Raw genomic sequence first — 24,081 nt, 5'->3', positions numbered from 1 at the left:
GCTGTTTAAATTCATTAAAGCTAGAGCGATAGGGTAATAGCTCTAGCTTGGCATACTGGCAGGATCAGTCAATAGCTAAAAAAGATCCTTAGAAAATAATTTGTCTTGGTGAATAGTTACGTTGTTTTTTATAATCCCACTAGTCGTTTTTGAATTACCGTCTTTATTTTATCTATTAATACACGCATTTGTAACAGTTGCTTACAAATGTCACCTTAATGTTTCATAAGGCTCTGGTATTATGATGTTAATAGAGTTTTGGGGATAATAGAATATGCAAACAAATTCACTTAGATGGGTTTTTCCATTTGTAGCGCTCATTGTTGGTGTTGTTGGCTTTATGGGAATAAATGCCATTGCACAAGAGCCAGAAAAAAAAGAAGTAATTGATACTCGTCCAACAGTGCAAGTTGAGCCAGTGGCTGCAAACGATCATCAAGTTATTATTAATAGCTACGGTGAAGTAAAGCCTCTTGAAAATACACTGCTCTCGGCGCAGGTGTCGGGTGAAGTGTTAAGTTGGCATCCTAATTTTGTAGCTGGTGGCATAGTTGCTCGCGGTGAAACGTTATTCACTATCGAAAAAGATAATTATGAAGCAGCAGTACTTGTTGCAGAGGCTGAGCTTGCTCGCGCGCGCGCGGGTTTAATAGAAGAACAAGCTCAAGCTCAAGTAGCCGAAGACGAAGCCAAGCGCTTTCCAAGTAAAGCGCGCACAGATTTATTTTTACGTAAACCTCAAGTGTTAAGTGCGCAGGCATCTGTAAAGTCGGCGCAAGCAGCATTAAAGCGCGCGCAACGTGATTTGGATAATTGTGATGTTACAGCCCCTTACGACGCATTGGTGATTAGCCGAAATATAGGTGTTGGACAATTTGTCACTATGGGCTCACAAGTTGCTGAACTCAATAATATTGAGACCGCTGAAGTGATTATTCCTATCGCAGGGTTCGATAGCGTGTTTTTACCAGAGCGTATTAAAGGCATTACCGCTACAGTGATTCAAAAAGGGCTAAATAGCTTTACGCGCGAAGGGGTAATAGACCGCGACTTAGGAATTGTAGATAGCGCTACGCGCATGAGCAGTTTAGTTGTGCGAATTGAAGACCCTTATGGTTTAAAAACAAAACAACCATCTATTAAATTTGGTAGCTACGTACAAGTTAATTTTGCAGGGGCTACGCTTAATAATATTTACCGCTTACCGCAAGCTTTAGTGAATAACCAAACCGTATGGGTCGTAAACAAAAGCCAAGAGCTTGAGCCACGTAAAGTAACGGTTATTCGTGAAGAAGGTGAATACTTTTATATCAGCAGTGGTTTAAATGCTGACGACCAACTCGTTACTACTTTGCCTGAATACCCACAAAAAGGGATGCAGGTTAAAATTGCCGGTGTAGCTACACCTGAAAGCTCAGAGTTGAGCACCTCAAACACGCAACAGCTGTAAGGTGTATTAGACATGAGCGAATCAATACAAAAAAAACAAACAGGACTCATTGCCTACTTTGCTAATAACTCGGTTGCTGCAAACTTAATGATGTTTTTTATCATTGTTATGGGGGCTATAAGTTACTTCACCATTCAGCGTCAAATGTTTCCAAATATAGAAGTTAACTATATTAACGTTGAAGCTAACTACCCAGGTGCCTCTCCTCAAGAAATAGAAGAAAGTATTCTTATAAAAATTGAAGAGTCACTTAAAGATATAACCGAAATTAAAAAAGGTGTGTACCGCGCTTTTAGAAATGGCGGCACTGCAAGCCTTGAAATAAACACTGATGCTGAACTTACCGATGTGCTTGATAAAGTAAAGTTACGTGTTGATGGTATTGCGACTTTTCCGGCAGGTATGGAACCGGTCACCATAAGCCAAGTTGAATTTAGGCAAGATGTAATAGGTATGACACTTGTTGGCGATTTACCGCTTACAGAGCTTAAGCCTATTGCTAACCAAATAGAAGATGAGTTACTACAGCTATCTAATGTTTCACTCGTTGAAAACGATGTACCGCTTGACGAAATTGCAATTGAGATAGACCCCGATACGCTTCGCCAATATAACCTTACCCTTAGTGATGTTATGAATGCGGTGCGTCGTTACTCAGCTAACTTTTCGGCAGGGCAATTAAAAACCGATGCGGGTGTTATTTCTGTTCGAGTAGAGAACCAATTTTACTCGGGTGAAGAGTTTAGACACATCCCGGTAAAAATTGGTGAGTATGGCGCTAAAGTTTTACTGCAAGATATTGCCGTTATTAAAGATCAATTTACCGAAGGTGAGCGTTACTTTAAATTTAACGGTGAAAATGCCGTTTATATGTCGGTTAAAGCAACACAAGAGCAGAATATAATTCCTGTGGCCGATTCGGTTAAGACATTTATTGATCAAAAAAATAAGCAGCTACCGCCAGGTATTAGGTTAGAGCCATTAATGGACATGACATATTACCTAAACGCACGCCTTGATATGATGAAGGCTAACTTGTTTCAAGGTGCAATTTTAGTGGCCATTATGCTGTCTTTATTCTTGCGCTTTAAACTTGCATTATGGGTAATGATTGGCTTACCCGTTTGTTTTTTAGGGGCCATGATGATGATGCCGCTATTTGGCATCAGCATTAATATTATTTCGTTATTCGCGTTTATTATGGTGCTTGGCATAGTGGTGGATGACGCCATAGTAATAGGTGAAGCCGCCTATACCGAGGTAGAAAAAAGCGGTGGTGGTGTTGAAAACGTTGTACGTGGTGCAAACCGCGTAGCAACTCCCGCAACGTTTGGTGTACTAACAACAATTGCTGTGTTTGCGCCGTTTACGCTTTCAAGCGGTCCAGAAAGTGCCTTTTTTTATGGTATAGCTGTTGTAGTTATGCTGTGTTTAGTATTTAGCCTTGTAGAGTCAAAGCTTATATTACCGGCTCATATTGCACATACACACTTTTCACCGATTAAAAAAGGTGGCTGGCGCGATAGCTTTAACACTCGCTTTTTTGGTTTTGTAAATGGTCCATATAAACGTTTTATTGCGAAATGTGTAGATTGGCGCTGGACAGTGTTATTCGCTTTTATTGCTATGTTTATAATAAGCATTGCACTTATTACGTCTAATAAAGTACGTACAGTACCTACTCCTAAAGTGCCGCACGACTTTCCGCAAATACAAGTTGAAATGAACGATAACGTTTCTGACTTACAAACTATTGCGGCTATTCGTGAAATAGAAGCCATGGTACTTAGAGTCGATGAAGAAACTGAGCGTGAATTTGGTCAAAAAATTATTCGTGATGTGTTGGTATTTAACCAAGGCAGAACTGAGTCTCAATTACTTGCCCCTTTAGTTGACGAAGATTCACGCCCGTATAATGCATTTGAACTTTCACGTCGTTGGCGTGAAGCTATGCCAACTATTGCCGGTATTAAGTCGTTAACTATTCAAGACGATGTTGGCGGCGGCGGTGGTGGCAATGGCGGCGGCGAGTTTGGTTACTTACTGTTTGGTTCTGACATAGAGACTTTAAATGAAGCCGGTCGTCGTTTTATTCAATTACTGCAACAGCAAAAAGGACTGTTTGATATAAGCTCAACAATTGACCCCGCGAGCAAAGAAGTGCAAATGAGCTTAAAGCCGGTCGCTTACGACCTGGGCTTAGATTTAGCAAGTATTGCTAATCAAGTAGGTGCCAGCTTTTATGGTGGTGAAGCGCAGCGCGTGATCCGAAACGGTGAAGAAGTACGTGTAATGGTACGCTACCCTAAACTAACTCGTGAAGCATTTTCATCGCTTAAACATACTGTAGTGACCACCCCACAGGGGCGAGAAGTATTACTTGGTGATGTTGTAGAGCTGACCGAAACACCTGGCATTAGTTATATTCGTCGTGAAGGTGGTTATCGTACCGTGTATGTTTATGGCAATATTGATGAAGAGCAAATTGAACCTGGTGAAGTAGTTAAGCAGGTAAAAGAAAACTTACTTCCACAGCTAGTTGAAGAATTTCCAAGTGTTAAATCAGAACTTGGTGGCGCAATAGAAGAGCAGCAAGCTCAAGCCAACGAGCAAATAATGTTTTTTATTGGCGGAATGATTTTAGTATACATACTGCTAGCTGTGCCGCTTAAAAGCTATTCACAACCGCTTATTGTAATGTCGGTTATTCCGTTTAGCTTAACCGGGGCTATTTGGGGTCATTACTGGTTTGATTTAGATATGAGCTTAATGTCGGGCTTTGGCTTAATTGCTGCTGCTGGTGTTGTTATAAACGACTCACTTGTAATGACCGATTACGTAAACCAAGTGCGCCGCGAAGGTGTTAGCGTTAAAAATGCAGTAATAGAAGCAGGGTGTGCTCGCTTTAGAGCAATACTATTAACGTCGATAACAACTTTTGCCGGTGTACTACCTATTATGTTTGAAACAAGCCTGCAGGCTAAGTTTGTAATACCAATGGCAGTAGCGCTTGGCTTTGCTGTTATGTTTGCAACGTTAATAACGCTTATATTGGTACCGTGTTTATATATGATTTTAGGTGATATTGGCACGTTATTTAAGCGCCCATTTAAAGGGCGAGCTACGAAAGTATCAATAAATAGTTAATAGACAATAAAGTTAAAAAAAGCCCTGAACGGTTAACCATCCAGGGCTTTTTTATTATCTTTTTAATGCAGCTTAGATGCTGCAGTAAAATTAATCTTTAAATTGCTTATGGCAATCTTTACAGCCTTTAGCCCATGCGCCAAAAGCTTTACCAATTACGGCCTTATCGCCTGATTGAGCCGCTACTGCTAGCTCATCTGCGTATTGTTGGAATGCAGTTGCTTTTTTCATAAAAGTATCGTTTTCAGACCAAACAGCAGCAAGTGCAGCTGTGTCGCCTTTATCTGTTCCTTCGTAAAACGCTTCCCATGGCATTTTTGAAAGTGCAGCTGCGTTGTTAGCACGCTTTTTAAATTGCTCTGCGTCAAAAGGTACTTTACCTTTTAGCATTGCGCCCATGTCACCAATTTGCACTGAAATCATTGAGAACGCAGCTTGGCGGTATTCAATCGCGTCACTTGGCTCTTTAAATGCAGAATTTGCCGATACGCTAAATGCACACGTTGCCAGTGCTATTGTTGCTAATACTTTTTTTAATTTCATGTTTGCCCCTGTTGAAAATTGTAATTCTTAATTTGATATCTTGTATCTAACATCGTATTTATTCAAGTGAATGCGATAGATTTAATTAAAACTTAGTCATTAAGACCTATATCAGCAAATATCATTCCTCGGCGCATACTTCTGGTAGCCAAAAATACTTCTCCAAGTAGTGAAATAAATGCACATATAAGTAATGCCATTGCGGCAACAAAACAACAAGCAATAGTCACGCTTAAGTTAATTGATTGAATGTGCGACAAGAATAAAAACATGACCACAGCACATACAAGTAAGGCACTTAATACACTTAAACTAAAAGCAATATGTATACATCGAGATCTTTTTAATAAAGCGCGGAGTTCTGTTGCTAGCGACTTATTAAAATCATCATCTGTATTTACTTTTAATCTTCGCTCCAATAAGCGCGCTCTGTCGGTAATTCGCGCTAAGCGATTAGATAAAACACCTAAAGTTGCTGCTATACCTGTGATTAAAAATACGGGAGCAACGGCCGTTTGAATTACTTTTGCCATAGTTAAAATATTTATTACTTCGCTATTCATTACTACCCTTAATCAGTTGAGCTTAAAAATGACCTATATATCTACAGAGTACCTGATGTAGGCTTATTAAGAAAAGAGGAATTACGTTGATTTACTTTACATAGCTTCACAAAGTAAATCACAACACAGGTTATTTTTAGGTATATTTAATTACTTAATAAAAAATAAAAAACAACAAGGATTTGACTGATGAAACGTACTCCATTCGCTCTTGCTGCACTATCGCTCGCTATTTTAAGTGGCTGTAATCAAGCCCCTGAAGAAACCAAAAAAAATAATACACAAGTTAAAACGGTTCAAGTAGCCCAAGCTGTAGCCCCAGTTGCTAAAAAAGTGCCTTATGAGATGACTATTCATGGTGACACACGGGTAGATAATTACTATTGGTTACGTGATGACGAACGTAAAGCGCCAGAGGTGATTAACTATTTAGAAGCTGAAAATACATACACTGATGCCATGCTTGCACATACTAAAACGCTGCAAAGTGAATTGTTTGAAGAGCTAAAAGGACGTATCCAAAAAGACGATGATTCAGTCCCAGTTAAAAACGGTGATTATTTTTACTCAACGCAAACACGTGGCGATAACGAGTACACTACTTACTTACGCAGCAGCGATTTTACAGGTACGGATCAGCAAGTTATTTTAGATGTAAATGAGCTTGCGAAAGGCCATGATTATTATGCAGTAAGTGGCTTAAATGTAAGCCCGAATGGCAATTTAATGGCTTATGGCGAAGATACTGTTAGCCGTCGTATTTATAGTATAAAAATAAAAGATTTAACAACCGGTAGACTACTCGAAGATACACTAGAGGGCACCAACGGTGGCATTGTGTGGGCAAACGATAATAAAACGCTTTATTACATTAAAAAAGATTTACAAACCTTGCTAGGTTACCAAGTTTACCGTCATACGTTAGGTACACCACAAGCGGATGATGAGCTAATTTACGAAGAAACTGATACCAGTTACTACATGGGTATGAGTAAAAGCAAAGATGAGTCAGAGATTTATATTTGGCACAGTAGCACGGCTGCATCAGGCGTATCTGTATTAAGTGCTGATGATACTAAGGCAATGCCTAAACGCTTAATTGAACGCGAAGCAGGGCTTGAATATGAAATTTCGAAGCTAGGAAATACTTACTACATTGTAACTAACTTAGATGCTGTAAATTTTCAGCTGATGAAAGTGGATATTGATAAAGCTGGTGACAAAGCAAATTGGCAAAGTGTGATCCCAGCGCGCGATGATATTAAGCTCGAAGGCATTGATTTATTTAATGACTACTTAGTTTACCAAGAGCGTGAAATGGGCCAATCAAAGTTGATTGCTCGTCATTTAAAAACAGGTAAAGAGTTACCACTGAGCTTTAACGATAGCGCTTATACAATTGGTACTTATGGTAATAACGATATAGATAGCAGCACGTTACGAGTTTACTACACAAGCATGACCACTCCAGGTTCATCGTACGATGTAGATTTAGCGACTGGCGATAAAAAACTACTTAAACAGCAAGCTGTATTAGGTGATTTTGATGCTGATAATTACGCCTCAGAGCGTATTTTTGTAACAGCACGTGATGGCATAAAAGTACCGGTAAGCTTAGTTTACCGTAAAGACTCGTTTAAAAAAGATGGTACTAACCCGCTACTGCAATACGGTTACGGCTCTTATGGCGCAACCATGGACCCTACTTTTTCAAGCACGCGTTTGAGTTTACTTGACCGTGGCTTTGTATTTGCAATTGCCCATGTACGTGGCTCGCAAATGCTAGGTCGTCCTTGGTACGAAGACGGCAAGCTACTCACTAAAAAGAATACGTTTAATGACTTTGTTGACGTAACCAAAGCATTGGTTTCTCAAAAGTATGGCGCAAAAGATGAAATATTTGCGTTAGGTGGCAGTGCTGGTGGCTTATTAATGGGCGCGGTAGCAAACCAAGCACCGGAGCTTTATAAAGGCATGGTTGCTGCGGTCCCGTTTGTAGATGTAGTAACCACTATGCTAGATGCGAGCATTCCGCTTACAACAAATGAATACGGTGAGTGGGGTAATCCGAACGAAAAAGCGTATTACGATTACATGCTATCTTACTCGCCATACGACCAAGTATCTAAGCAAGCATATCCTAATATGTTAGTGACGACTGGCTTGCACGATTCGCAAGTTCAATACTTTGAGCCTGCAAAATGGGTTGCTAAGTTGCGTGACTATAAAACTGATGACAATAAGTTACTGTTTAAAATAGATATGGAAGCAGGGCACGGTGGTGCATCGGGTCGCTTTAAGCGCTTAGAAGATACCGCGCTAAACTATGCATTTATGCTTGATTTAGCGGGTATTAAAAAGTAGTTAATATTTATATTTAAATAGATTTAACTCAATAAGGTGCTTTTTAAAAAAGCACCTTTTTTTGTGGCAAATTAAAGCTAAACATAGTGCCTTTACCAATTTCACTTTGTACGTAAATTTCGCTATCCATTAGTTTTAATAACCCTTTGCAAATAGCCAATCCTAAACCACCTTGCTGGCGCCCTTCTTTATTAGAATTACTTGCTTGGTAGTGTGGGTCAAAAATAGCATTCAGCTCATCTTCTTTTATGCCTACGCCCGTGTCTGATACATGCACAAATAATTGATTATCTTCACTGCGTTTTACATGTACTGCAATGCTGCCGCCGCGAGGGGTGTGCCTAATTGCATTATCAATTAAATTGCTCAGTACTCGCTCTAGCTTAGCGATATCGGCAACTACAGGGAAATCACAAATCGCAGGTTCTACCGACAAACTAATGCCTCTTTTATCAACGGCTAAACTAAATTTTGCCATGCAATCGTAAATGAGTTCACCTAAATTAAAGGTTTCTTTATTTATACTTATTTCGCCATTTTCTAAGTGAGCAAGTTCAAATATTTGCTCTATGAGTAGCTTTAATTGCCCACAATTATTAAGCGATACCTGTAAGTATTCTTGTTGTTCTTTTTGACTTAATTGCTCACCTGATTGATTTAAAACTTCTAAAAACCCCTGCAGTGAAGCAAGTGGTGTACGTAGGTCGTGCGATACGTGAGTTAGTAACTCTTTGCGTTGCTTATCGCCTTGCTCAAGTGCTTTAAACTGCTCGTTAATACGGGTAAGCATGGCTTGAATACTTCGCCCTAAACTATGCACTTCGTTACTTTTTTGCGTTGAGTAATTACTTAGCTTGGTGTCGGTAAGGCTGTAGTTAGCGGCTTCAATATTACTAACATCGCGGGCTAAACGCTGAATTGGGTTGGTAAAAAAGCGTAGTAAAATTAGCATCGCAATAAATAAAAATGCGAGTGCAGAGCCAAGCCATAAAGCGGCTAGCCATAACTTATCATTATTTTTTACAGTGCTTAGTGAGGTATCGTAAGCCTCGCCACCAATAATTACATATAAATAACCTTGTAGCTTATCTTGATTAAATACTGGCGCGGCTGAAAATATTTTTTGTTGCTCTTTATTACGAGGGTTATCACCATAAATAGGTGCAGCGCTTGGGTCGTTAATCAGCCTTTTTAAAGGCGTTAAACTAATATGCGTGCGTTTAACTTTACCCGGCTTTGCTGAGTAAGTAAGAATTTTTCCGGTTTCGTCTACAAAATAAAATTCAAACGCAGGACCTAATAACATTAAGATATGAAAGAGGTTTTCAAGCGCTTTATAGTCGTACACCCCTTCTTTTATTAGTGGATTATCTTGTACTAAATGTTCCGCTAACGCTAAGTGCAGATTTTGCTCAGCATGATGTTTTGAGGTGAGTTCTAATTGCTTGCTCCAGCCGTAAACTAGGGCGCAAATAAAACAAAAAATCACGACTAGCGATATAGCTAATTTTTGGTACAAAGAAAGTTTCATAATAGGTGTCTTAATTGAGTTGGCTAGAGTTTAGTTTGTAACCAACACCCCAAACTGTTTCGATGATAGGCGCTTGTTGGTGTTCTTCTAGCTTGGCACGTAAGCGGTTTATATGTGAATTAACCGTGTGCTCGTAACCACTGTGTTGGTAACCCCATACCTTATCGAGTAACTGCTGGCGGCTAAAAACATGATTAGGATGGCGTGCAAAGTAAACGAGTAAATCAAATTCGGTGGCGGTAAGGTTAAGGGCTTGTTTACCTAAATACACTTGGTGCGAACTAAATTCTATGTTGAGTGAGCCTACATTTAGTGTTTGTTCGCTATTAGCGGGAGAGTTGTCGTTGTTTTGGCCAGCGAGTAGTTGTGCTCTGTGGCGTAATTGGGTTTTTACTCTGGCTTGTAATTCTCGTGCAAAAAAGGGTTTACAAATATAATCATCGGCGCCCATTTCAAGGCCAATAACTCTGTCCATATCGCTACTCAGCGCGGTGAGTAAAATAACGGAGGTAGTAGGGTAATGCTCTTTTATTTTTCGGCATAAGCTCAAACCATCCATTTGCGGTAAGTTTATATCGAGTAAAATAAGTCCGTAGGGATGCTTGGCTGTTTTTTTTAAGGCTAGTTCTGCGCTTACAACATGATCAACATGTAAGTTAAGCGACGTTAGCTGCGTGGTAATTAACTTACCTATTTCTCTGTCATCTTCTACTACTAATATTTTTTCGTGACGCATGTATTACCTCGTAAAAAGGGGGGCATCCGTGCTCCCTTACTTCCCCATTACAAGCTGGAACGTTACTGCGTGCGCGTAATTACTATTTTCGATACTGGGTTATCAAACTTATGTTCAACACCAAGTGCTGATGTAGATAATCCATCTTGATTTGAAACAATGCCTGGATGCATCGTTATTATATCGACTGTATCGTCACGTATTTCGTTAAACCCTTCGCCGCTAGCGGCAGGACCTGGCACAGTTTCAGCTGTTTCTGTATTTGCTTCCGTACCCGCATCATAAGCAGTCGTAGTGCGTGATAACGAACCGCCAACTGCTAATGTTGATACATCTAAAGAACTAAGACCGGTAAAAGCATCATTTGTATTCCCAAGCATGGCAGCAAATGACAAATTAAGCGTTTCTTGCTCTTCAACAGTAATGATTACTGTGGTGGTTTCACCAGGGTCAATAGCGCCTTCAGCTGAAACTGCAGCAAGTGCACTTTCATAGCTGAGGTATTCTTCATTTGCACCGCTTTCTGCAAGCATTTCTAAACCAACAGAAGCTGTGGTACCGAATGACCAAGGTGCTTCATCTTCAAAAGCAATGACAGAGAGTGGTGACAAAGGCTGTCCTGCAGTTAAGTTACTAAAAGTAATAGTAAACTCACTTATCACAGGTTCTACAACAATTCGCTCAACAACGACCGGCTCTTCAACCACTGGGTCGTTATCATTATCGCTACACGCTGCAAGTGTGGTTGCAAATGCAAGCACTAGTAGACTTTTTTTAAGGTTGTTAGCAGATGACATAATCATGCTCCTACTTTACTGTAACGGTTAATTGCGCTACTGGGTTTAACCATCTGTGTACTGTATTACTTAAATCGCTATTACCCGCTTCTAAATCGTCATCACCTAAGCTACCTGGGTGAATATGGATGCTTGTATTTGTATCACCACTTAATATACCTGTACCGCCAGTGCCAGCGTCGCCACCTGGAGCCGCAGGAATACCCGGAGTACCTGGAGCGCCAGAGCCTTCAACTACAAGCTCATTGTTCTGTTCTGTGCCTGCATCGTAAGCATTTAAATTAATTGTGTAAGTACCCGCTTCTGTTGGGATTTTCCAGCTGTTTAAGCCTACAAAGCCATCATTAGTTGGTAGCATCATTGCAGTTAATGATAGGTACTCGTTACCGTCGGTCGTGCTCAGTGTTGCCGTTGTAGATGCGGCTGGTGCAAGTAAACCTTCAGCTGGATTTGCAGCCATATCACTGCCCGCTGCAGTTGCTTGTGCAACTAGCTCTGCAATATTGCCGCCTTCAGCCATTGTTTGTAATGCTGTAGATGCCTCTGTTGCGACTTCAAATAGTGTGTCTTCGCTGTTGTGTGCTGTAATTAACAGTGGAGTAAAGTGAATACCCTTGGTTAGGTTAGTAACTTTTAGGTCTAATTCTGCGGCCATAGTCGATTGGCTAGCTGCCGCTAAAAGAATTGCGATTGTTAATGTAGAAGTTTTCATTATTATTTCCTGTAAGTGATGATTCGAGTTAAGTATTGAATAATCGTCTCCAGAAACTCTCACAAACTTATCACTTTTTTATCACAAGATTGCACGCTGTGATTTTTAAACATAAATACGTTGGTTGATTTGTAGACATTTGTTTAGTTAAGAGGCAACATACATAAAACAAAAAGGAGAGTGTTATGGAAGAAAATCAACAGGTTGAACCAGTTAATAAAGATGACCGTACGTGGGCTATGTTATGCCATTTAAGTGCGCTTGCTGGGTTTGTTGTGCCGTTTGGCTCAATAATTGGGCCATTAATTGTGTGGTTAATTAAAAGAGATGAAATGCCAATTGTTGACGTGCACGGTAAAAAGGCGCTTAACTTTCAAATAACGATGGCAATTGCATATGTAGTTTGTTTTGTACTGATGTTTGTAGCAGTCGGCTTAATATTACTACCTATAGTGGCAATTTTTGGGTTTGTAATGGCAAGTATTAAAGCTAATGAAGGTAAAGAGTTTAATTACCCGTTTAGTTTAAATTTGATAAAATAAACACTCAGTCATTATATTGTAAACCCAGCTATAGGCTGGGTTTTTACGTTTAGCCATAAGGGCATTATGCTTTATCTCACGTTATTTATTAGCGCATTTATATCTGCCACATTACTGCCTAGCTCTTCTGAGGTGATAATGGTGGGAATGATTACTCAAGATAAAGTTAATTTATGGCTTATGTGGTGCTTAGCAACACTTGGAAATGTGTTAGGGAGCTGTGTTAATTACTGGTTAGGCACGCAGGTACTGAATTTTAAAGATAAAAAATGGTTTCCTGTATCGCAAAAAGGGCTTGATAGCGCACAAAAGCAATTTAATAAATATGGAGTGTATAGTTTGTTGTTTGCTTGGTTACCGATTGTGGGGGACCCATTAACGGTGATTGGAGGCATATTTAAAGTACGATTTAGTACCTTTTTACTGTTAGTAACACTAGGCAAAGGCGCGCGCTATTTAGCGGTTATCGCCCTTGCCGTAGGATTCGAAAAGCTTTTTTAAATAAGTTTTTAAGACCTTATTTAGCCCAATCAAGCGTTAACGACACTGAGTCGGCAAAACGCAGTGCATGTGGTTTATCAACACGTGCTTTAGCGTAATGAACGCTTGGGTGCGCGTGACAAACGGCAAGAATTTCAGCCACTAATTTTTCGAGCAGTAAAAAGTGCCCTTGCTCTACTAAGCTAATAACTTCTTTGGTGATCACTTTATAATTAAGTGCTTGGTCAACTTCATCCGTTTTACACGCGTCATCAGCAGGGTAGTGAATCTCTAGATTGATCACTACATCTTGCTTTTTTTCACGCTCATCGGGGTTAAAGCCAATAAACGTACGCAGGCGTAAATTAGTAACGTTAATAATTGCATTAGCCATAGGGTTAACCTTTTATAAGCTGCAAAAATTCGTTACGTGTTTTAGGATCGCTTCTAAAGTTACCTAACATTACTGATGTACGCATGCTTGAATTTTGCTTTTCTACACCGCGCATCATCATACACATGTGTTTTGCCTCAACAATAACGCCTACGCCCTTAGCGCCAGTCACTTCTTCAACTGCTTTAGCGATTTGATGCGTTAGTTGTTCTTGAATTTGAAAACGGCGTGAAAACATATCAACAATACGTGCAAATTTAGATAAGCCTAATACTTTACCGTTTGGTATATAAGCAATATGGCAACGACCAATAAAAGGCAGTAAATGATGCTCACACATAGAGTAAAGCTCTATGTCTTGTACTAACACCATGTCGTCAGCGTCAGATGTAAATACTGCTTTATTAGTTATTTCATCAAGCGTTTGACGATACCCTTGCGTTAAATATTCCATTGCTTTTGCAGCACGTTTTGGCGTATCAAGTAAGCCTTCGCGGTTAGCATCTTCGCCTACAGCGGTGATGATTTTTTCATAACTTTCTTTTAATTCATTGTGCATAAATATCTCAGTTTATTTATATTTACTTTAAATGACGACCGCCATCAATAGGCAAAGAACGCCCTGTGATGTAGTGGCTTTGTAATAGTAAATCAATGCTATTGATAATTTCTTGGCATCCGGGTTCAATGCCCATTAATGATTTTTTAAGGGTCTTAGCTCGATATTGCTCATCGTCATGTTCATTAAAAATAATGAGCGATGGAGCAACCGAGTTCACTTTTATGTTTGGCGCATATTTAGCGCTAAACGATTTAGTTAGGTTGTCGAGTGCTGCTTTACTTGCTGCATAAGCTAAGTGTTTAGGGCTGCCTGTTTCAACTACATAATCAGTAAGATGTATTATATCGGCAGGTACTTTTTCATTTTGCTGATAGTTTAAAAGCAGCTCTGCGCACATTAAATTAATTAAATACGGTGTTTTGCCATGTATACGCATCATATTATCAAACAGTGCTGCAAAGTTAGGGTTGTTAGCTTCGCAGTCCCAGCTTGATGCGTTATGAACAATAGCGCGCAGCGATGTTGTATGCTCTTTAAGCGTATTTATAAATGCACTAATACCTTCATCGGTACTAAAATCGGCATAAATACATACAGCGCCTTGTTGCTCTAATTTATCAACAGCGGCGTGACGAGTACGATACGTGATAATAATACTCTGCCCTTGGGCTATATAATGCTGAGCGAGTGCTAAACCAATACGTTGGCCTGCGCCGGTAATTAAAATGGGCGATGTCATATAAGGCAGTGTTCTCTTTGGCGGGTAGTTATACCAATATCATTAAAAATATCATTGTTCTATCGCTATTTCATAGGGCTATAATAGCTCACTAATTTAATGCAATTGGTATTATAAAATTCAAAGCGTTAATTTATTAAAATATACGCAGCTTCTTAATCTGTCGATCAAAAAAGCAATTAATCCTCAAAGCATTAATTGCTTTATTTTAGCTACTAAACATTAATCGTAAATTGTCGGAATTGGTTGACGCTTATGTTGTGTACGCGTGTAAATGCTTACAAGCTTTTGTTCAACATCATTAGACACAGGTTTACCTTCTAAAAAGTCATCAATTTGCTCATAGCTCAAACCAAGTGCTTCTTCGTCTGTTAAACCTGGGCGGTCACTTTCTAAATCAGCTGTAGGTGCTTTATCTACCAATAAAGCTGGCGCACCTAGCGCAGTAGCAAGTGCACGAACTTGGCGTTTTGATAAACCAAACAGAGGGGCTAAATCGCACGCGCCGTCACCAAATTTAGTATAAAAACCAGTAATGTTTTCAGCACTATGATCGGTACCCACTACTAAGCCTTGGTAAAAACCTGCAATTTCGTACTGAGCAACCATACGTTGACGCGCTTTAACATTACCTTTAATAAAATCTATTTGAGCTTGCTCAGGCAGTGCTTCACCACAGCCAACTACAGCAGCTATCGCTTGCTCATGCAATGCATCAGCCGCAGGTTGTACGTTTACGGTCATACGTTTACTTGGTTGAATAAAATCAACCGCCATTTGTGCTTCATCTTCGTCAGCTTGTACACCATAAGGTAGGCGCACTGCAATAAACTGATACTTGTCAGTATCGTGTTCTTTATTTAGCTCGTTTACAGCAAGTTGACATAAGCGGCCGCAGGTTGATGAGTCAACACCACCGCTAATACCCAGTACTAACGAGCGTGAATGAGCTGCTACCAAACGTGTTTTAATAAAATTAACTCGGCGAGTTATCTCAGCATTTACATCAATCGTTGGCTGAACCTTCATTTCAGCCATAATTTCGGCGCGCATTGCCAGCTCCTTATAAAATTTAATATGTGATACGCAATAAACTTATTATGTGATTTAGTTTTAGTTAATTAAAGTTTTAAATGAGCTTTTATTTGGCGAAGCTCTGCTTTTAATTTTTCTACTTCTTCAAGTAAATCGCTTAATTCTTTGTCTTTAATTACTTCGCTTGGTAGAGCAACAAAGGCATCGGCGGGATTATTTTGTTGTTCGCCAAATAAATGAATATATCGGCTGTCGCGTTTACCAGCTTCACGCTCTAGCTTTGTGACGTACTCGCTTTCAATCAGTTTATTGAGCGCTGCCTCTACTTCATTTACGTTATTAAAATCAGCAAGCCTAGCACTGCGGGTTCTTAATTCACCAGGAGTCTGAGCACCACGCAAAAGTAATAAACAAACAATGGCACGCTGCTGAGCAGAAAATTGCAGATTACTAAATTCAGTGTTGCAAAAGCGGTGGTCGTATTTATTTACGCGACCCGAAAGACCTTCATCTATTGTAACCAAACGCATTTCTATTAGTTCATCGAGTGCGTTTTGCACGTCTTCATCTGTAAGACTTAACACAGGATCGCGATTAGATTTTTGGTTACATGCGTTCACTAGCGCGTTTAACGATAGCGGATAATGCTCTGGCGTTGTGCTTTGTTTTTCTAATAGGCAACCAAGAATACGTTGTTGATTTGTTGATAACTGCATAAATAATCTCAAATTAGTAAGCGTATTTTATTAGCTTACACCTTTATTGAATGCCAAGCCATTGTTGAAGCTTTGGTTGTAATGCAGCTAAATCGAGAGGCTTACTTAAATAGTCGTTCATGCCTGCGGCTAGGCATTTTTCTTTATCGCCCTGCATGGCATTGGCTGTTAGCGCAATAATAGTAATATTTTCATTATCTTTACCTGCATCACCTTCTCTAATGGCTTTAGTGGCCTGGTAGCCATCCATTTCGGGCATTTGGCAATCCATTAAAACTAGCTTATATGGTTTCCCTTGTTTTGCATTGAGCTTTACAATTGCCTCAAGTCCATTTTCGGCAATATCAAAAGTAACACCCGCCTGCTTTAATAGCGCAGAGGCAACCACTTGGTTTATTTTATTGTCTTCTACAAGCAGTAGTTGTGGCTCTGATGAGTCGAGTGCCGGTGCTTTAGTTAGCTTGTTTTGCAATTGAGCTTGTTGCTGCTGTTGTTCAATGTATTTATCGTTTGTAAGTGAGTCAAACAAATCAGACGGTGTGAGAGGTTTGAAAATCATACAGTCGACTTCCATACCTACTTTAGACTCCTCAGGTGAATAACTCATTGGCGCCATAATAACTAACTTGCAACTATGCATATTTATAAAGTTTTTGAGCGCGGTGATATGCGTTTGTGGGGCTTTTTCAAAAAAGTAGTAGTCAACTAAAATAGCACCAAGGTGGGTGGTTACATTATTTAAGTAATCATCAACCTCAAGATAGTTATGTATACAATTAACTTTTGCACCCCAAACAGTGAGCTGCTTATTAGCGGTGTTAGCATTTAACGAGCACTCATCAATAATTAAAATATGTTTGTTTTTAATTAAATGACTCGGTAAATCTTGTTCTTTACTTAAGCGCGGTTGTATTTGTACTGTGAAAGAAAATGTACTTCCTTCACCTTGCATACTGTTTACACTTACTTCACCGTTCATCAGTTCGCACAATTGTTTTACTATGGCAAGACCAAGCCCTGTGCCCCCAAATTGGCGTGTTGTTGAAGCATCGGCTTGTGTGAATGAGTCAAATAACGACGCTTGTTTTTTAGGGTCAATACCAATACCAGTATCAATAATCGAACACTGTAGGAACGAGCCATCCGTTGTTTCATCTATTCTGGCAGTAATGACTACTTCGCCATCAATAGTAAATTTAACTGCGTTGCCAATTAAGTTATTTAAAATTTGGCGCAAGCGGTTAGGGTCACTAATTATCTCGCTAACAGTTATTTGAGTCGCATCTAGAATAAGTTTTGTATTGTTTTGTTCTACCTTTAAAGCAAAGGATTCCACCACTTCGCCTAATAACCGAGGTAAATTAAATTGCACGTTTTCAATATCGAGCTTACCGGCTTCAATTTTAGAAAAGTCTAATATGTCATTAATTATATTAAGCAAAGATTGAGCTGATGATTGAGCAAGTTCAATATGATGTTTTTGCTGTAGGTCCAATTGAGTTTGCTTAATTATGTTAAGCATACCTAAAACACCGTTCATTGGGGTGCGAATTTCGTGGCTCATACTCGCTAAAAATTTACTTTTAGCTTCAACAGCTTGTTCGGCGGTTTCTTTGGCAGAAACTAGTTTTTGTTCGGTTTCAATTCGCTGTTGGCTTGAGTGCAAGCTGCCTATTAACGCTGCAACGGCAATTAAAAAGCTTTCTTCGTTTTTAGACCAGTAGCGTTTTGATTGGCATTGCTCTGCGCAGACGACTCCTATAGCGCCACTTCCTGCAGGGATTATTACGCACAGCATTGATTTAATCTCGAGAGTCATTAAATACTGTTCTTTAATTGGCGCGAGTATTGGGTGTTCTTGGGCGTCAGGCACATTAAATACAGGCTGGTGATCTATTGCATTAAAAAAGCCGGGAAGATTTTTTCTTAGCCAAATAGAGTCAATTTTATCACTAGACGAATGTTTACTATGTATGGCAAAAGGGCTTAGTTTGGATTTGTCTTCATTAAAAAACCAAATACTGGCACGTTTAATATCAAATGCTTGGCAGATTGCTTCAGTAATAATATCTTTTGATTGGCTCAGTTGCCCAGTTAATATTAATTTATTAACGGTAAGGGAGGCTAAAATTTCGTTGTGTAATGCTGTTTTATTATTTTCTAATTCAATCTTTTTACGGGTATCAATATTCTGTAATGAGCCAAAAATACGTGTGCATCGTCCATTTTTTCGTTCTGCTTCACCATGTACGAGTACCCAAACAGATTCACCTTCTTCATCCATTACTTCTAATTCAACTTCGTAGCTTTCACCATATTTTATAGCTCGTTCAATTAAAGGTTTAATTGTTTCTCTGCTAGTGCCTTTTTTAAAGTAATTTAAATCTTTAGGCCATTCTGGTTGGCTATTTAATGGGTATTTAAATAGTTTTTTGGTCATATCAGACCAATACACTTGTTTCGTTTCTAAGTTAAATGACCATGCGCCTATTTGGGCTAGATCACTCATTGCCTCAAGCATTTTTTCGTTTTGTTGCTGGCGATTAAGCATTTTCAAAAAGAATAAAAAGGCCCAAATTAATAACCCGCAAATAATTATAATTGATAGCCTAAGTGGCCATACAGCTGAATTTGGTGGGCTCCAACCTATTTTAGGTGCTACGTAAAGTTGCCAATTGCCACCTTGAAAGCTTAACGTAAACTCAAGGGGGTCTTGCTCTATTATGTTTTGATTACCGTAAAAAAACTCCCCTTTGCTGCCAAGTCCATGCCTGCCTTGTAAAGCGACGTTGTATTCTTTTTCTAGCTCATAAATACCTGAATTTTGATAGACTTTTTCAATGTTGAGAACAACTGAAAGTAATCCCCAAAAGCGATTTTCTGGCGGTATGTAAACAGGAACGCGGGCTATAAGTGCTATGTCACCTTGGATTAATTTTAATGGGCCAGCCATTACAATGGTATTTGTATCGCGAGCTCTAATAGCATCAGCGCGTTGGTTTTTTTCTTCTAAAAAGTTTAAACCGAGTGCTTTTTCATTACCTTTTAAGGGGTAAGTCATACGAATTACCATATCGGGAGCGCCACCAATATTGCGAAGCTCATTTGAGGTTTTAAATAGTGGTTGGGCAATTTGTTCAAACTGTGTTTGCTGTAAATCAGGCTGCGCCGCTACGGCAACACCTAAACCTCGAACTAGTTGGATATTAGAAACTAAAATAGATTCTAATTGAGCTCGATATGTACTTACTTCAGAAAGAATTTGTAGGCGATGAGCATCTTTAACACGATTGTAGTTAATACGATCAAGAACGATACCAACTAGTACAGTTAGCGTAAGCGATAACCAAAAGGTCAACTTAAAGTTATGAACGTTCGTTTTTTTATTGTTAGTAGATGGTGGCATTTGCTACATCATGGCGTTAATTTAGGCAAATTAACTATAGCTAATTTATTACACAAATGAAAACGGCGCATTAACAAATGCGCCGTTTATTTTTTATAATTAGTAGTTTAGCGAGTTACGAGTCGCTAACTTCACGCGCCCAGTGATTTTGCTTTGCTACATGTAGCTTGCGGTAACCATCAAGTAGCGCCGCATGCTTTTTAAAGCCTTCAAGCGATAAACCAGGGAAAGTTAAACCGTTAAACTGCTTTTTACCTTCGGCAATTTCTATAGCCAGCGCTACATTATTAGCACCAAACATTAAGCCTAGTGCATCTTGGTAATCTGCGTATTCGCGCTCGTCATCGTATTTAATTTCAAGAACTGCTTTTAAACAGCGGAAGTGGCGCATTGCCTCTTCATTTACTTGGCCTGTATGAAGTATCCAGTCAACCCAATCAATGGCTTCTTCGCTGCCTGCAGCTAAACATAGGTGCGCTTTAAGCTCACCTATACGCAGAGTGTGCCATGGTGTGTCGGCATCGGTTGCAAGGCCAATAAATTCTGCGGCGCGGATAATATCGCTGTGGCCTGCTTCTTCAAGGCTGTCGTAAATTTCCATCCATTGCTCTGCATCGTACTGATCAAGCGATAGGAATGTTTCGCGGAATTTAGCGCCTTCGTTGTTGTTACGCCAAATAAGCTCATCAACAGGGTAAATGTCAGACATGCCAGGTACTAAAATACGACACGCGTATACGTTTAGGTGCGTGTAATCCATGATGTAGATATCATGATCCATGCTATGAATTAGGTCAGTACAGAAGTTATATTCTTCTTCAGTTGTTCCGCTAAAGTCCCAGTGTACAAATTCAAAATCAGGTTTTGCACGGAAAAAATCATGCGAAATCAAACCGCTTGAATCAATAAAGTGCAGTTCAATGTTCTCTGGTGTTGCTACTTCGTCGTTATCAAAGGTAGCAGGTTGGAATACATCTAGCTGATCAAGACGACGACCTTGTAGTAACTCAGTCACGGTACGTTCAAGCGCAACTTCAAATGATGGGTGAGCACCAAAAGAAGCAAATACAGAACCATCTGTTGGGTTAATAAGCGTTACGCTCATTACAGGGTATTTACCCCCAAGTGATGCATCGGCAATACGTAAATGAAAGCCATGGCTGCGAAGTTCTTCACACGCTTCGTGAATTTTAGGGTATTGCTTAACAACGTCTTCAGGCACGATTGGTAAACAAATACCTTCGGCGATGATGCGGTTTTTAATAGCGCGCTCAAATACTTCTGATAAACCTTGTACGCGAGCTTCAAATTTGGTGTTACCTGCGCTCATACCGTTAGATACAAAAATATTACCGATAACGTTTACCGGAATGTATACGTCTTGGTTATCGCGTTGGCGTGTGTATGGCAGGGTACAAATACCACGATCGATATTGCCTGAGTTAAAATCAAAAAGGTGTGATGCGTTTAGTTCGCGCTCTGGGTCAAAGTAATCCCATAAGCTTTCATCCATAATGCCCTCTGGCACTTCATCGCCTTCAACTTTAAACCATTTTTCGCTTGGGTAATGAGTAAACTCGCCATTAGCAAATTCTTCACCTAGATAAAAGTCTGCAAAAAAGTAGTTACAGCTTAAACGTTCAAAGTATTCACCGAGTGCTGAAGCAATAGATGCTTTGTCGGTTGCGCCTTTACCATTGGTAAACATAACACCGCAGTCGCTGTCTTTTATATGAACCGAATAACAGTTAGCTACAGGGTTAAGCCAAAGCGCTTCTTCAACATTAATGTTTAGGGCTTTAAGCTTGTTTTGCATGGTAGAGATTGACGATTCTAGGTCGCGGTCTTTACCTTTGATAAATGTTTTTTCAGTCATATTGATCTCAACTAGTTCTGCACGATGTGTGGAGCTGACATTATCGTGGATTTTGATGTTTATTTCACCCTTTGCGAGCAAGAACATTATTATTTAATAAAACTGTGGTTATTATATGTGCTTAACGCTTGGTCAAAACGTGCAAAGGAAACGGTGATGTTTAAAGTAATCAAACGCTTGTTGTTATTAATTGTGATATTAGGGCTGGCAAGTACCGCTGTTGTTTATGGGGTACTTAGTTTAAGTTTACCCGCCCTTGATGGAAACGGACGCAGTAACGCGGTAGCAGAGCCTGTAAAAATTTCGCGAGATGCATTAGGGCAAGCAGTAATAAACGCCAATAGCCGAAACGACGCCGCCTACGGTTTAGGTTATGCGCATGGGCAAGACCGATTTTTTCAAATGGATTTACTAAGGCGTAATGCCGCAGGTGAGTTAAGTGAATTATTTGGCCAAGCAGCGTTGGGGCTCGATAAAAAAATGCGTTTTCATCAATTACGTAAACGCAGCCAAATTATTTTACAAACCCTGCCTGAAGCAGATAAGCAATTACTTAAAAGTTACGCTCAAGGTGTAAACGAAGGTTTAGCGCAAGTAAGGTATTCAAGCTTTGAATATTTACTAACCGGTGCAGCGCAAAAGCCATGGCAAAGTGAAGACAGCCTACTTGTGATATTTAGCATGTACCTTGATTTACAAAGCGCCACATTTGAGCGCGACCAAGCACTTATTCAAATTGAGCAAGCATACACAAAGCAAATGGTTGATTTTTTAACGCAACCGAGTAAGTACCAAGCCGCGCTTGATGGCAGCAAATTAGCGCCTTATAACGGCGGCATACCTACCTTTCCAACTCAAACAAAGCATATAGTTAAAAGTATTGAAGCTAACCAAGAGCGCGGCAGTAACAACTGGGCTGTTACAGGGGCGCTTACTAAAACAGGTGCTGGTATGGTGTCGGATGATATGCATTTATCGATGGCAGTACCTGTAGTTTGGTACAGGGCACAATTAAATTACATGCACAGTGGTGAGCAGACTCAGGTAACCGGAGTATCGCTGCCCGGAGCACCAGCCATTGTTGTTGGCACTAACAACAATGTTGCATGGGGATTTACTAACGGTTATTTAGATACTGCCGATTGGATTGCATTAAACGATGATAGTAAAACATGGCAAGTTGATAAATCGATTGCATTACCCGATGGGGAGGTTGAAAACTATTCATTAATACTCAGTGAATACGGACCTGTAAAATATATTAACGAAAAACCTTATGCGTTGAGCTGGGCTGCCCATCAGCCTTATGCCGTTAATATGCAGTTATTAAAATTAGAGCAAGCCAAAACGGTAGATGATGCACTTGCTGTAGCAAGCGATGTGGGCATTCCAGTGCAAAACCTAATGGTGGTAGACAGCCAAGGTAGCGCAGCGTGGAAAAACATGGGCGGTATACCTGCTCGTAAAGCGCCAAGTGTGCTTGGCGTAAATGCCGATGACTACTCAGCGCTTTGGCAGCAAAATGAATTACAACGCCCCTTTATTAAAAATCCGCAAAACGGTCGATTATGGACTGGTAATTCTCGCGTGGTATCGGCTGAGGATGACGCACGTTTTGGTAATGGTGGCTATGCACTCGGCGCACGTTCGAGTCAAATTCGCGATAGATTATTTGAAAAACAAACATTTGCTGAGAGCGACTTTTACGCATTACAACTTGATAATCAAGCTCGCTTTTTAATGCCTTGGCATGCTTTGCTATTAAAGCAATTAAAAGCCGATACAACTAAAAATCAGCAATATATAACAGCGCTTGAAAACTGGCAGCAATGTGCGTGTTCAACCTCCATAGGGTATACCTTAGTTAAGCGCTACCGCGATGAAGTGATTAATATTTTATTTAGCAGTATGGAAGATGAATTAAATAAACAACAAGGCACACTTAAATACGTAAAACGAGATTTAGAGCCCGCTGTTTGGCAGCTTATAAACAACAAGCCCGACACATGGATAAACCCACAATTTAAAAGCTGGGATGAGCAGTTACAAGGAGCATTTAGCCAAACTATTACCAAGCTTACAGAACAATTTGGTAATAACGTACAAAGCTGGCAGTGGGGCAAGGTAAATGAGTTAGTGATAGAGCATCCGTTTGCAAAGCAAATGCCGTTACTTGCTAAGTTATTAAATATGCCCACAGCAGCGGGTTTTGGAGATAGTTATATGCCCGCCGTACAAGGGCGTAGTTTTGGCGCATCGCAGCGTTTTATTGCTCAACCTGGGCATTTAGAGCATGCAATTTTAGCTATTCCTGGTGGGCAATCGGGGCACCCTCTTTCTGAATTTTACAGAGCGGGGTTTAGTGATTACGTTGAAGGTAAGCATACACCTTTATTGCCTCAAGAATTAATACATCAAATAGTAATAAAGCCGACACGATAAACTAAAGTATAGCTAAACACGTTCTATATAATTACCAATAAAACAA

19 protein-coding genes are annotated in these 24,081 nt (G+C 39.9%); 6 read left to right on the top strand and 13 right to left on the bottom strand.

Features of this window, described 5'->3' with window-relative positions; translation table 11 throughout:
• Nucleotides 1-274 precede the first annotated feature (274 nt).
• Nucleotides 275-1,450 carry an efflux RND transporter periplasmic adaptor subunit gene (locus tag I6F10_RS12635; protein WP_165743243.1) on the top strand — a complete coding sequence of 392 codons (1,176 nt, stop codon included), beginning with the start codon at nt 275-277 and terminating at the stop codon, nt 1,448-1,450.
• A gap of 12 nt (nt 1,451-1,462) precedes the next feature.
• Nucleotides 1,463-4,597, top strand: a complete 3,135-nt coding sequence (locus tag I6F10_RS12630) for an efflux RND transporter permease subunit (RefSeq protein WP_197098933.1) — start codon at nt 1,463-1,465, stop codon at nt 4,595-4,597.
• Between the two features lie 90 nt (nt 4,598-4,687).
• On the opposite strand, the gene I6F10_RS12625 is transcribed toward I6F10_RS12630, so the two are convergent.
• Both I6F10_RS12625 and I6F10_RS12620 read right to left on the bottom strand, forming a co-directional pair.
• A complete protein-coding gene (locus tag I6F10_RS12625; protein ID WP_024595584.1) occupies nt 4,688-5,140 on the bottom strand; it encodes a c-type cytochrome in 453 nt (150 codons plus the stop codon).
• 92 nt (nt 5,141-5,232) lie between these two features.
• Nucleotides 5,233-5,703, bottom strand: a complete 471-nt coding sequence (locus I6F10_RS12620) for a DUF2721 domain-containing protein (RefSeq protein WP_024605414.1) — start codon at nt 5,701-5,703, stop codon at nt 5,233-5,235.
• 189 nt (nt 5,704-5,892) lie between these two features.
• On the opposite strand from I6F10_RS12620, the gene I6F10_RS12615 reads away from it, so the two are divergent.
• Nucleotides 5,893-8,067, top strand: a complete 2,175-nt coding sequence (locus tag I6F10_RS12615; RefSeq protein ID WP_197098932.1) for a S9 family peptidase — start codon at nt 5,893-5,895, stop codon at nt 8,065-8,067.
• A 43-nt stretch (nt 8,068-8,110) separates the two neighbouring features.
• Here the strand turns inward: I6F10_RS12615 and I6F10_RS12610 are convergent, their stop codons facing one another.
• The 4 genes from I6F10_RS12610 to I6F10_RS12595 all read right to left on the bottom strand — a co-directional run bounded on the left by I6F10_RS12610 (nt 8,111) and on the right by I6F10_RS12595 (nt 11,843).
• Nucleotides 8,111-9,598, bottom strand: a complete 1,488-nt coding sequence (locus I6F10_RS12610; protein WP_197098931.1) for a sensor histidine kinase — start codon at nt 9,596-9,598, stop codon at nt 8,111-8,113.
• Nucleotides 9,599-9,608: 10 nt separating this feature from the next.
• Nucleotides 9,609-10,334 carry a response regulator transcription factor gene (locus tag I6F10_RS12605; RefSeq protein WP_197098930.1) on the bottom strand — a complete coding sequence of 242 codons (726 nt, stop codon included), beginning with the start codon at nt 10,332-10,334 and terminating at the stop codon, nt 9,609-9,611.
• Between the two features lie 62 nt (nt 10,335-10,396).
• Nucleotides 10,397-11,131 (bottom strand): spondin domain-containing protein, encoded by a 735-nt coding sequence (locus tag I6F10_RS12600; protein WP_197098929.1) that lies wholly within the window; start codon nt 11,129-11,131, stop codon nt 10,397-10,399.
• A 10-nt stretch (nt 11,132-11,141) separates the two neighbouring features.
• Nucleotides 11,142-11,843 (bottom strand): spondin domain-containing protein, encoded by a 702-nt coding sequence (locus tag I6F10_RS12595; protein WP_197098928.1) that lies wholly within the window; start codon nt 11,841-11,843, stop codon nt 11,142-11,144.
• A gap of 185 nt (nt 11,844-12,028) precedes the next feature.
• Here I6F10_RS12595 and I6F10_RS12590 point away from each other — a divergent pair, with 185 nt between their 5' ends.
• Nucleotides 12,029-12,385 (top strand): DUF4870 domain-containing protein, encoded by a 357-nt coding sequence (locus I6F10_RS12590; protein WP_197098927.1) that lies wholly within the window; start codon nt 12,029-12,031, stop codon nt 12,383-12,385.
• 66 nt (nt 12,386-12,451) lie between these two features.
• Nucleotides 12,452-12,886 (top strand): YqaA family protein, encoded by a 435-nt coding sequence (locus I6F10_RS12585; RefSeq protein ID WP_197098926.1) that lies wholly within the window; start codon nt 12,452-12,454, stop codon nt 12,884-12,886.
• A gap of 16 nt (nt 12,887-12,902) precedes the next feature.
• On the opposite strand, the gene folX is transcribed toward I6F10_RS12585, so the two are convergent.
• From folX to ycaO, 7 genes are all read right to left on the bottom strand, one after another.
• The gene (gene folX, locus I6F10_RS12580) at nt 12,903-13,259 is read right to left on the bottom strand and encodes a dihydroneopterin triphosphate 2'-epimerase (RefSeq protein ID WP_002962340.1); all 357 of its coding nucleotides are present in this window, start codon (nt 13,257-13,259) and stop codon (nt 12,903-12,905) included.
• A gap of 4 nt (nt 13,260-13,263) precedes the next feature.
• A complete protein-coding gene (gene folE, locus I6F10_RS12575; RefSeq protein WP_002962341.1) occupies nt 13,264-13,818 on the bottom strand; it encodes a GTP cyclohydrolase I FolE in 555 nt (184 codons plus the stop codon).
• Nucleotides 13,819-13,840: 22 nt separating this feature from the next.
• A complete protein-coding gene (gene folM / locus I6F10_RS12570; protein ID WP_197098925.1) occupies nt 13,841-14,560 on the bottom strand; it encodes a dihydromonapterin reductase in 720 nt (239 codons plus the stop codon).
• A gap of 222 nt (nt 14,561-14,782) precedes the next feature.
• Complete coding sequence (nadE, locus tag I6F10_RS12565) at nt 14,783-15,613, bottom strand: ammonia-dependent NAD(+) synthetase (RefSeq protein WP_165743252.1); 831 nt, start codon at nt 15,611-15,613, stop codon at nt 14,783-14,785.
• Nucleotides 15,614-15,681: 68 nt separating this feature from the next.
• A complete protein-coding gene (locus tag I6F10_RS12560; protein WP_002962344.1) occupies nt 15,682-16,311 on the bottom strand; it encodes a YceH family protein in 630 nt (209 codons plus the stop codon).
• 43 nt (nt 16,312-16,354) lie between these two features.
• Nucleotides 16,355-19,717, bottom strand: a complete 3,363-nt coding sequence (locus tag I6F10_RS12555; protein WP_197098924.1) for an ATP-binding protein — start codon at nt 19,715-19,717, stop codon at nt 16,355-16,357.
• A gap of 115 nt (nt 19,718-19,832) precedes the next feature.
• Nucleotides 19,833-21,593: a 30S ribosomal protein S12 methylthiotransferase accessory factor YcaO gene (ycaO, locus tag I6F10_RS12550; protein ID WP_024595461.1), complete on the bottom strand. Its 1,761-nt coding sequence runs from the start codon at nt 21,591-21,593 to the stop codon at nt 19,833-19,835.
• A gap of 156 nt (nt 21,594-21,749) precedes the next feature.
• Here ycaO and I6F10_RS12545 point away from each other — a divergent pair, with 156 nt between their 5' ends.
• A complete protein-coding gene (locus I6F10_RS12545) occupies nt 21,750-24,035 on the top strand; it encodes a penicillin acylase family protein (RefSeq protein WP_197098923.1) in 2,286 nt (761 codons plus the stop codon).
• Nucleotides 24,036-24,081 lie beyond the last annotated feature (46 nt).

Origin of the sequence: Pseudoalteromonas sp. SWYJZ98 (assembly GCF_015864495.1) — a bacterium.
GTDB classification, from domain to species: Bacteria; Pseudomonadota; Gammaproteobacteria; order Enterobacterales; family Alteromonadaceae; genus Pseudoalteromonas; species Pseudoalteromonas distincta.
This window is presented reverse-complemented; position numbering and strand designations above follow the sequence as displayed.

Coding starts and splice junctions, on each gene's coding strand:
- I6F10_RS12635 (WP_165743243.1), top strand. CDS start 275: ATGCAAACAAATTCACTTAGATGGGTTTTTCCATTTGTAGCGCTCATT.
- I6F10_RS12630 (WP_197098933.1), top strand. CDS start 1,463: ATGAGCGAATCAATACAAAAAAAACAAACAGGACTCATTGCCTACTTT.
- I6F10_RS12625 (WP_024595584.1), bottom strand. CDS start 5,140: ATGAAATTAAAAAAAGTATTAGCAACAATAGCACTGGCAACGTGTGCA.
- I6F10_RS12620 (WP_024605414.1), bottom strand. CDS start 5,703: ATGAATAGCGAAGTAATAAATATTTTAACTATGGCAAAAGTAATTCAA.
- I6F10_RS12615 (WP_197098932.1), top strand. CDS start 5,893: ATGAAACGTACTCCATTCGCTCTTGCTGCACTATCGCTCGCTATTTTA.
- I6F10_RS12610 (WP_197098931.1), bottom strand. CDS start 9,598: ATGAAACTTTCTTTGTACCAAAAATTAGCTATATCGCTAGTCGTGATT.
- I6F10_RS12605 (WP_197098930.1), bottom strand. CDS start 10,334: ATGCGTCACGAAAAAATATTAGTAGTAGAAGATGACAGAGAAATAGGT.
- I6F10_RS12600 (WP_197098929.1), bottom strand. CDS start 11,131: ATGTCATCTGCTAACAACCTTAAAAAAAGTCTACTAGTGCTTGCATTT.
- I6F10_RS12595 (WP_197098928.1), bottom strand. CDS start 11,843: ATGAAAACTTCTACATTAACAATCGCAATTCTTTTAGCGGCAGCTAGC.
- I6F10_RS12590 (WP_197098927.1), top strand. CDS start 12,029: ATGGAAGAAAATCAACAGGTTGAACCAGTTAATAAAGATGACCGTACG.
- I6F10_RS12585 (WP_197098926.1), top strand. CDS start 12,452: ATGCTTTATCTCACGTTATTTATTAGCGCATTTATATCTGCCACATTA.
- folX (WP_002962340.1), bottom strand. CDS start 13,259: ATGGCTAATGCAATTATTAACGTTACTAATTTACGCCTGCGTACGTTT.
- folE (WP_002962341.1), bottom strand. CDS start 13,818: ATGCACAATGAATTAAAAGAAAGTTATGAAAAAATCATCACCGCTGTA.
- folM (WP_197098925.1), bottom strand. CDS start 14,560: ATGACATCGCCCATTTTAATTACCGGCGCAGGCCAACGTATTGGTTTA.
- nadE (WP_165743252.1), bottom strand. CDS start 15,613: ATGCGCGCCGAAATTATGGCTGAAATGAAGGTTCAGCCAACGATTGAT.
- I6F10_RS12560 (WP_002962344.1), bottom strand. CDS start 16,311: ATGCAGTTATCAACAAATCAACAACGTATTCTTGGTTGCCTATTAGAA.
- I6F10_RS12555 (WP_197098924.1), bottom strand. CDS start 19,717: ATGCCACCATCTACTAACAATAAAAAAACGAACGTTCATAACTTTAAG.
- ycaO (WP_024595461.1), bottom strand. CDS start 21,593: ATGACTGAAAAAACATTTATCAAAGGTAAAGACCGCGACCTAGAATCG.
- I6F10_RS12545 (WP_197098923.1), top strand. CDS start 21,750: ATGTTTAAAGTAATCAAACGCTTGTTGTTATTAATTGTGATATTAGGG.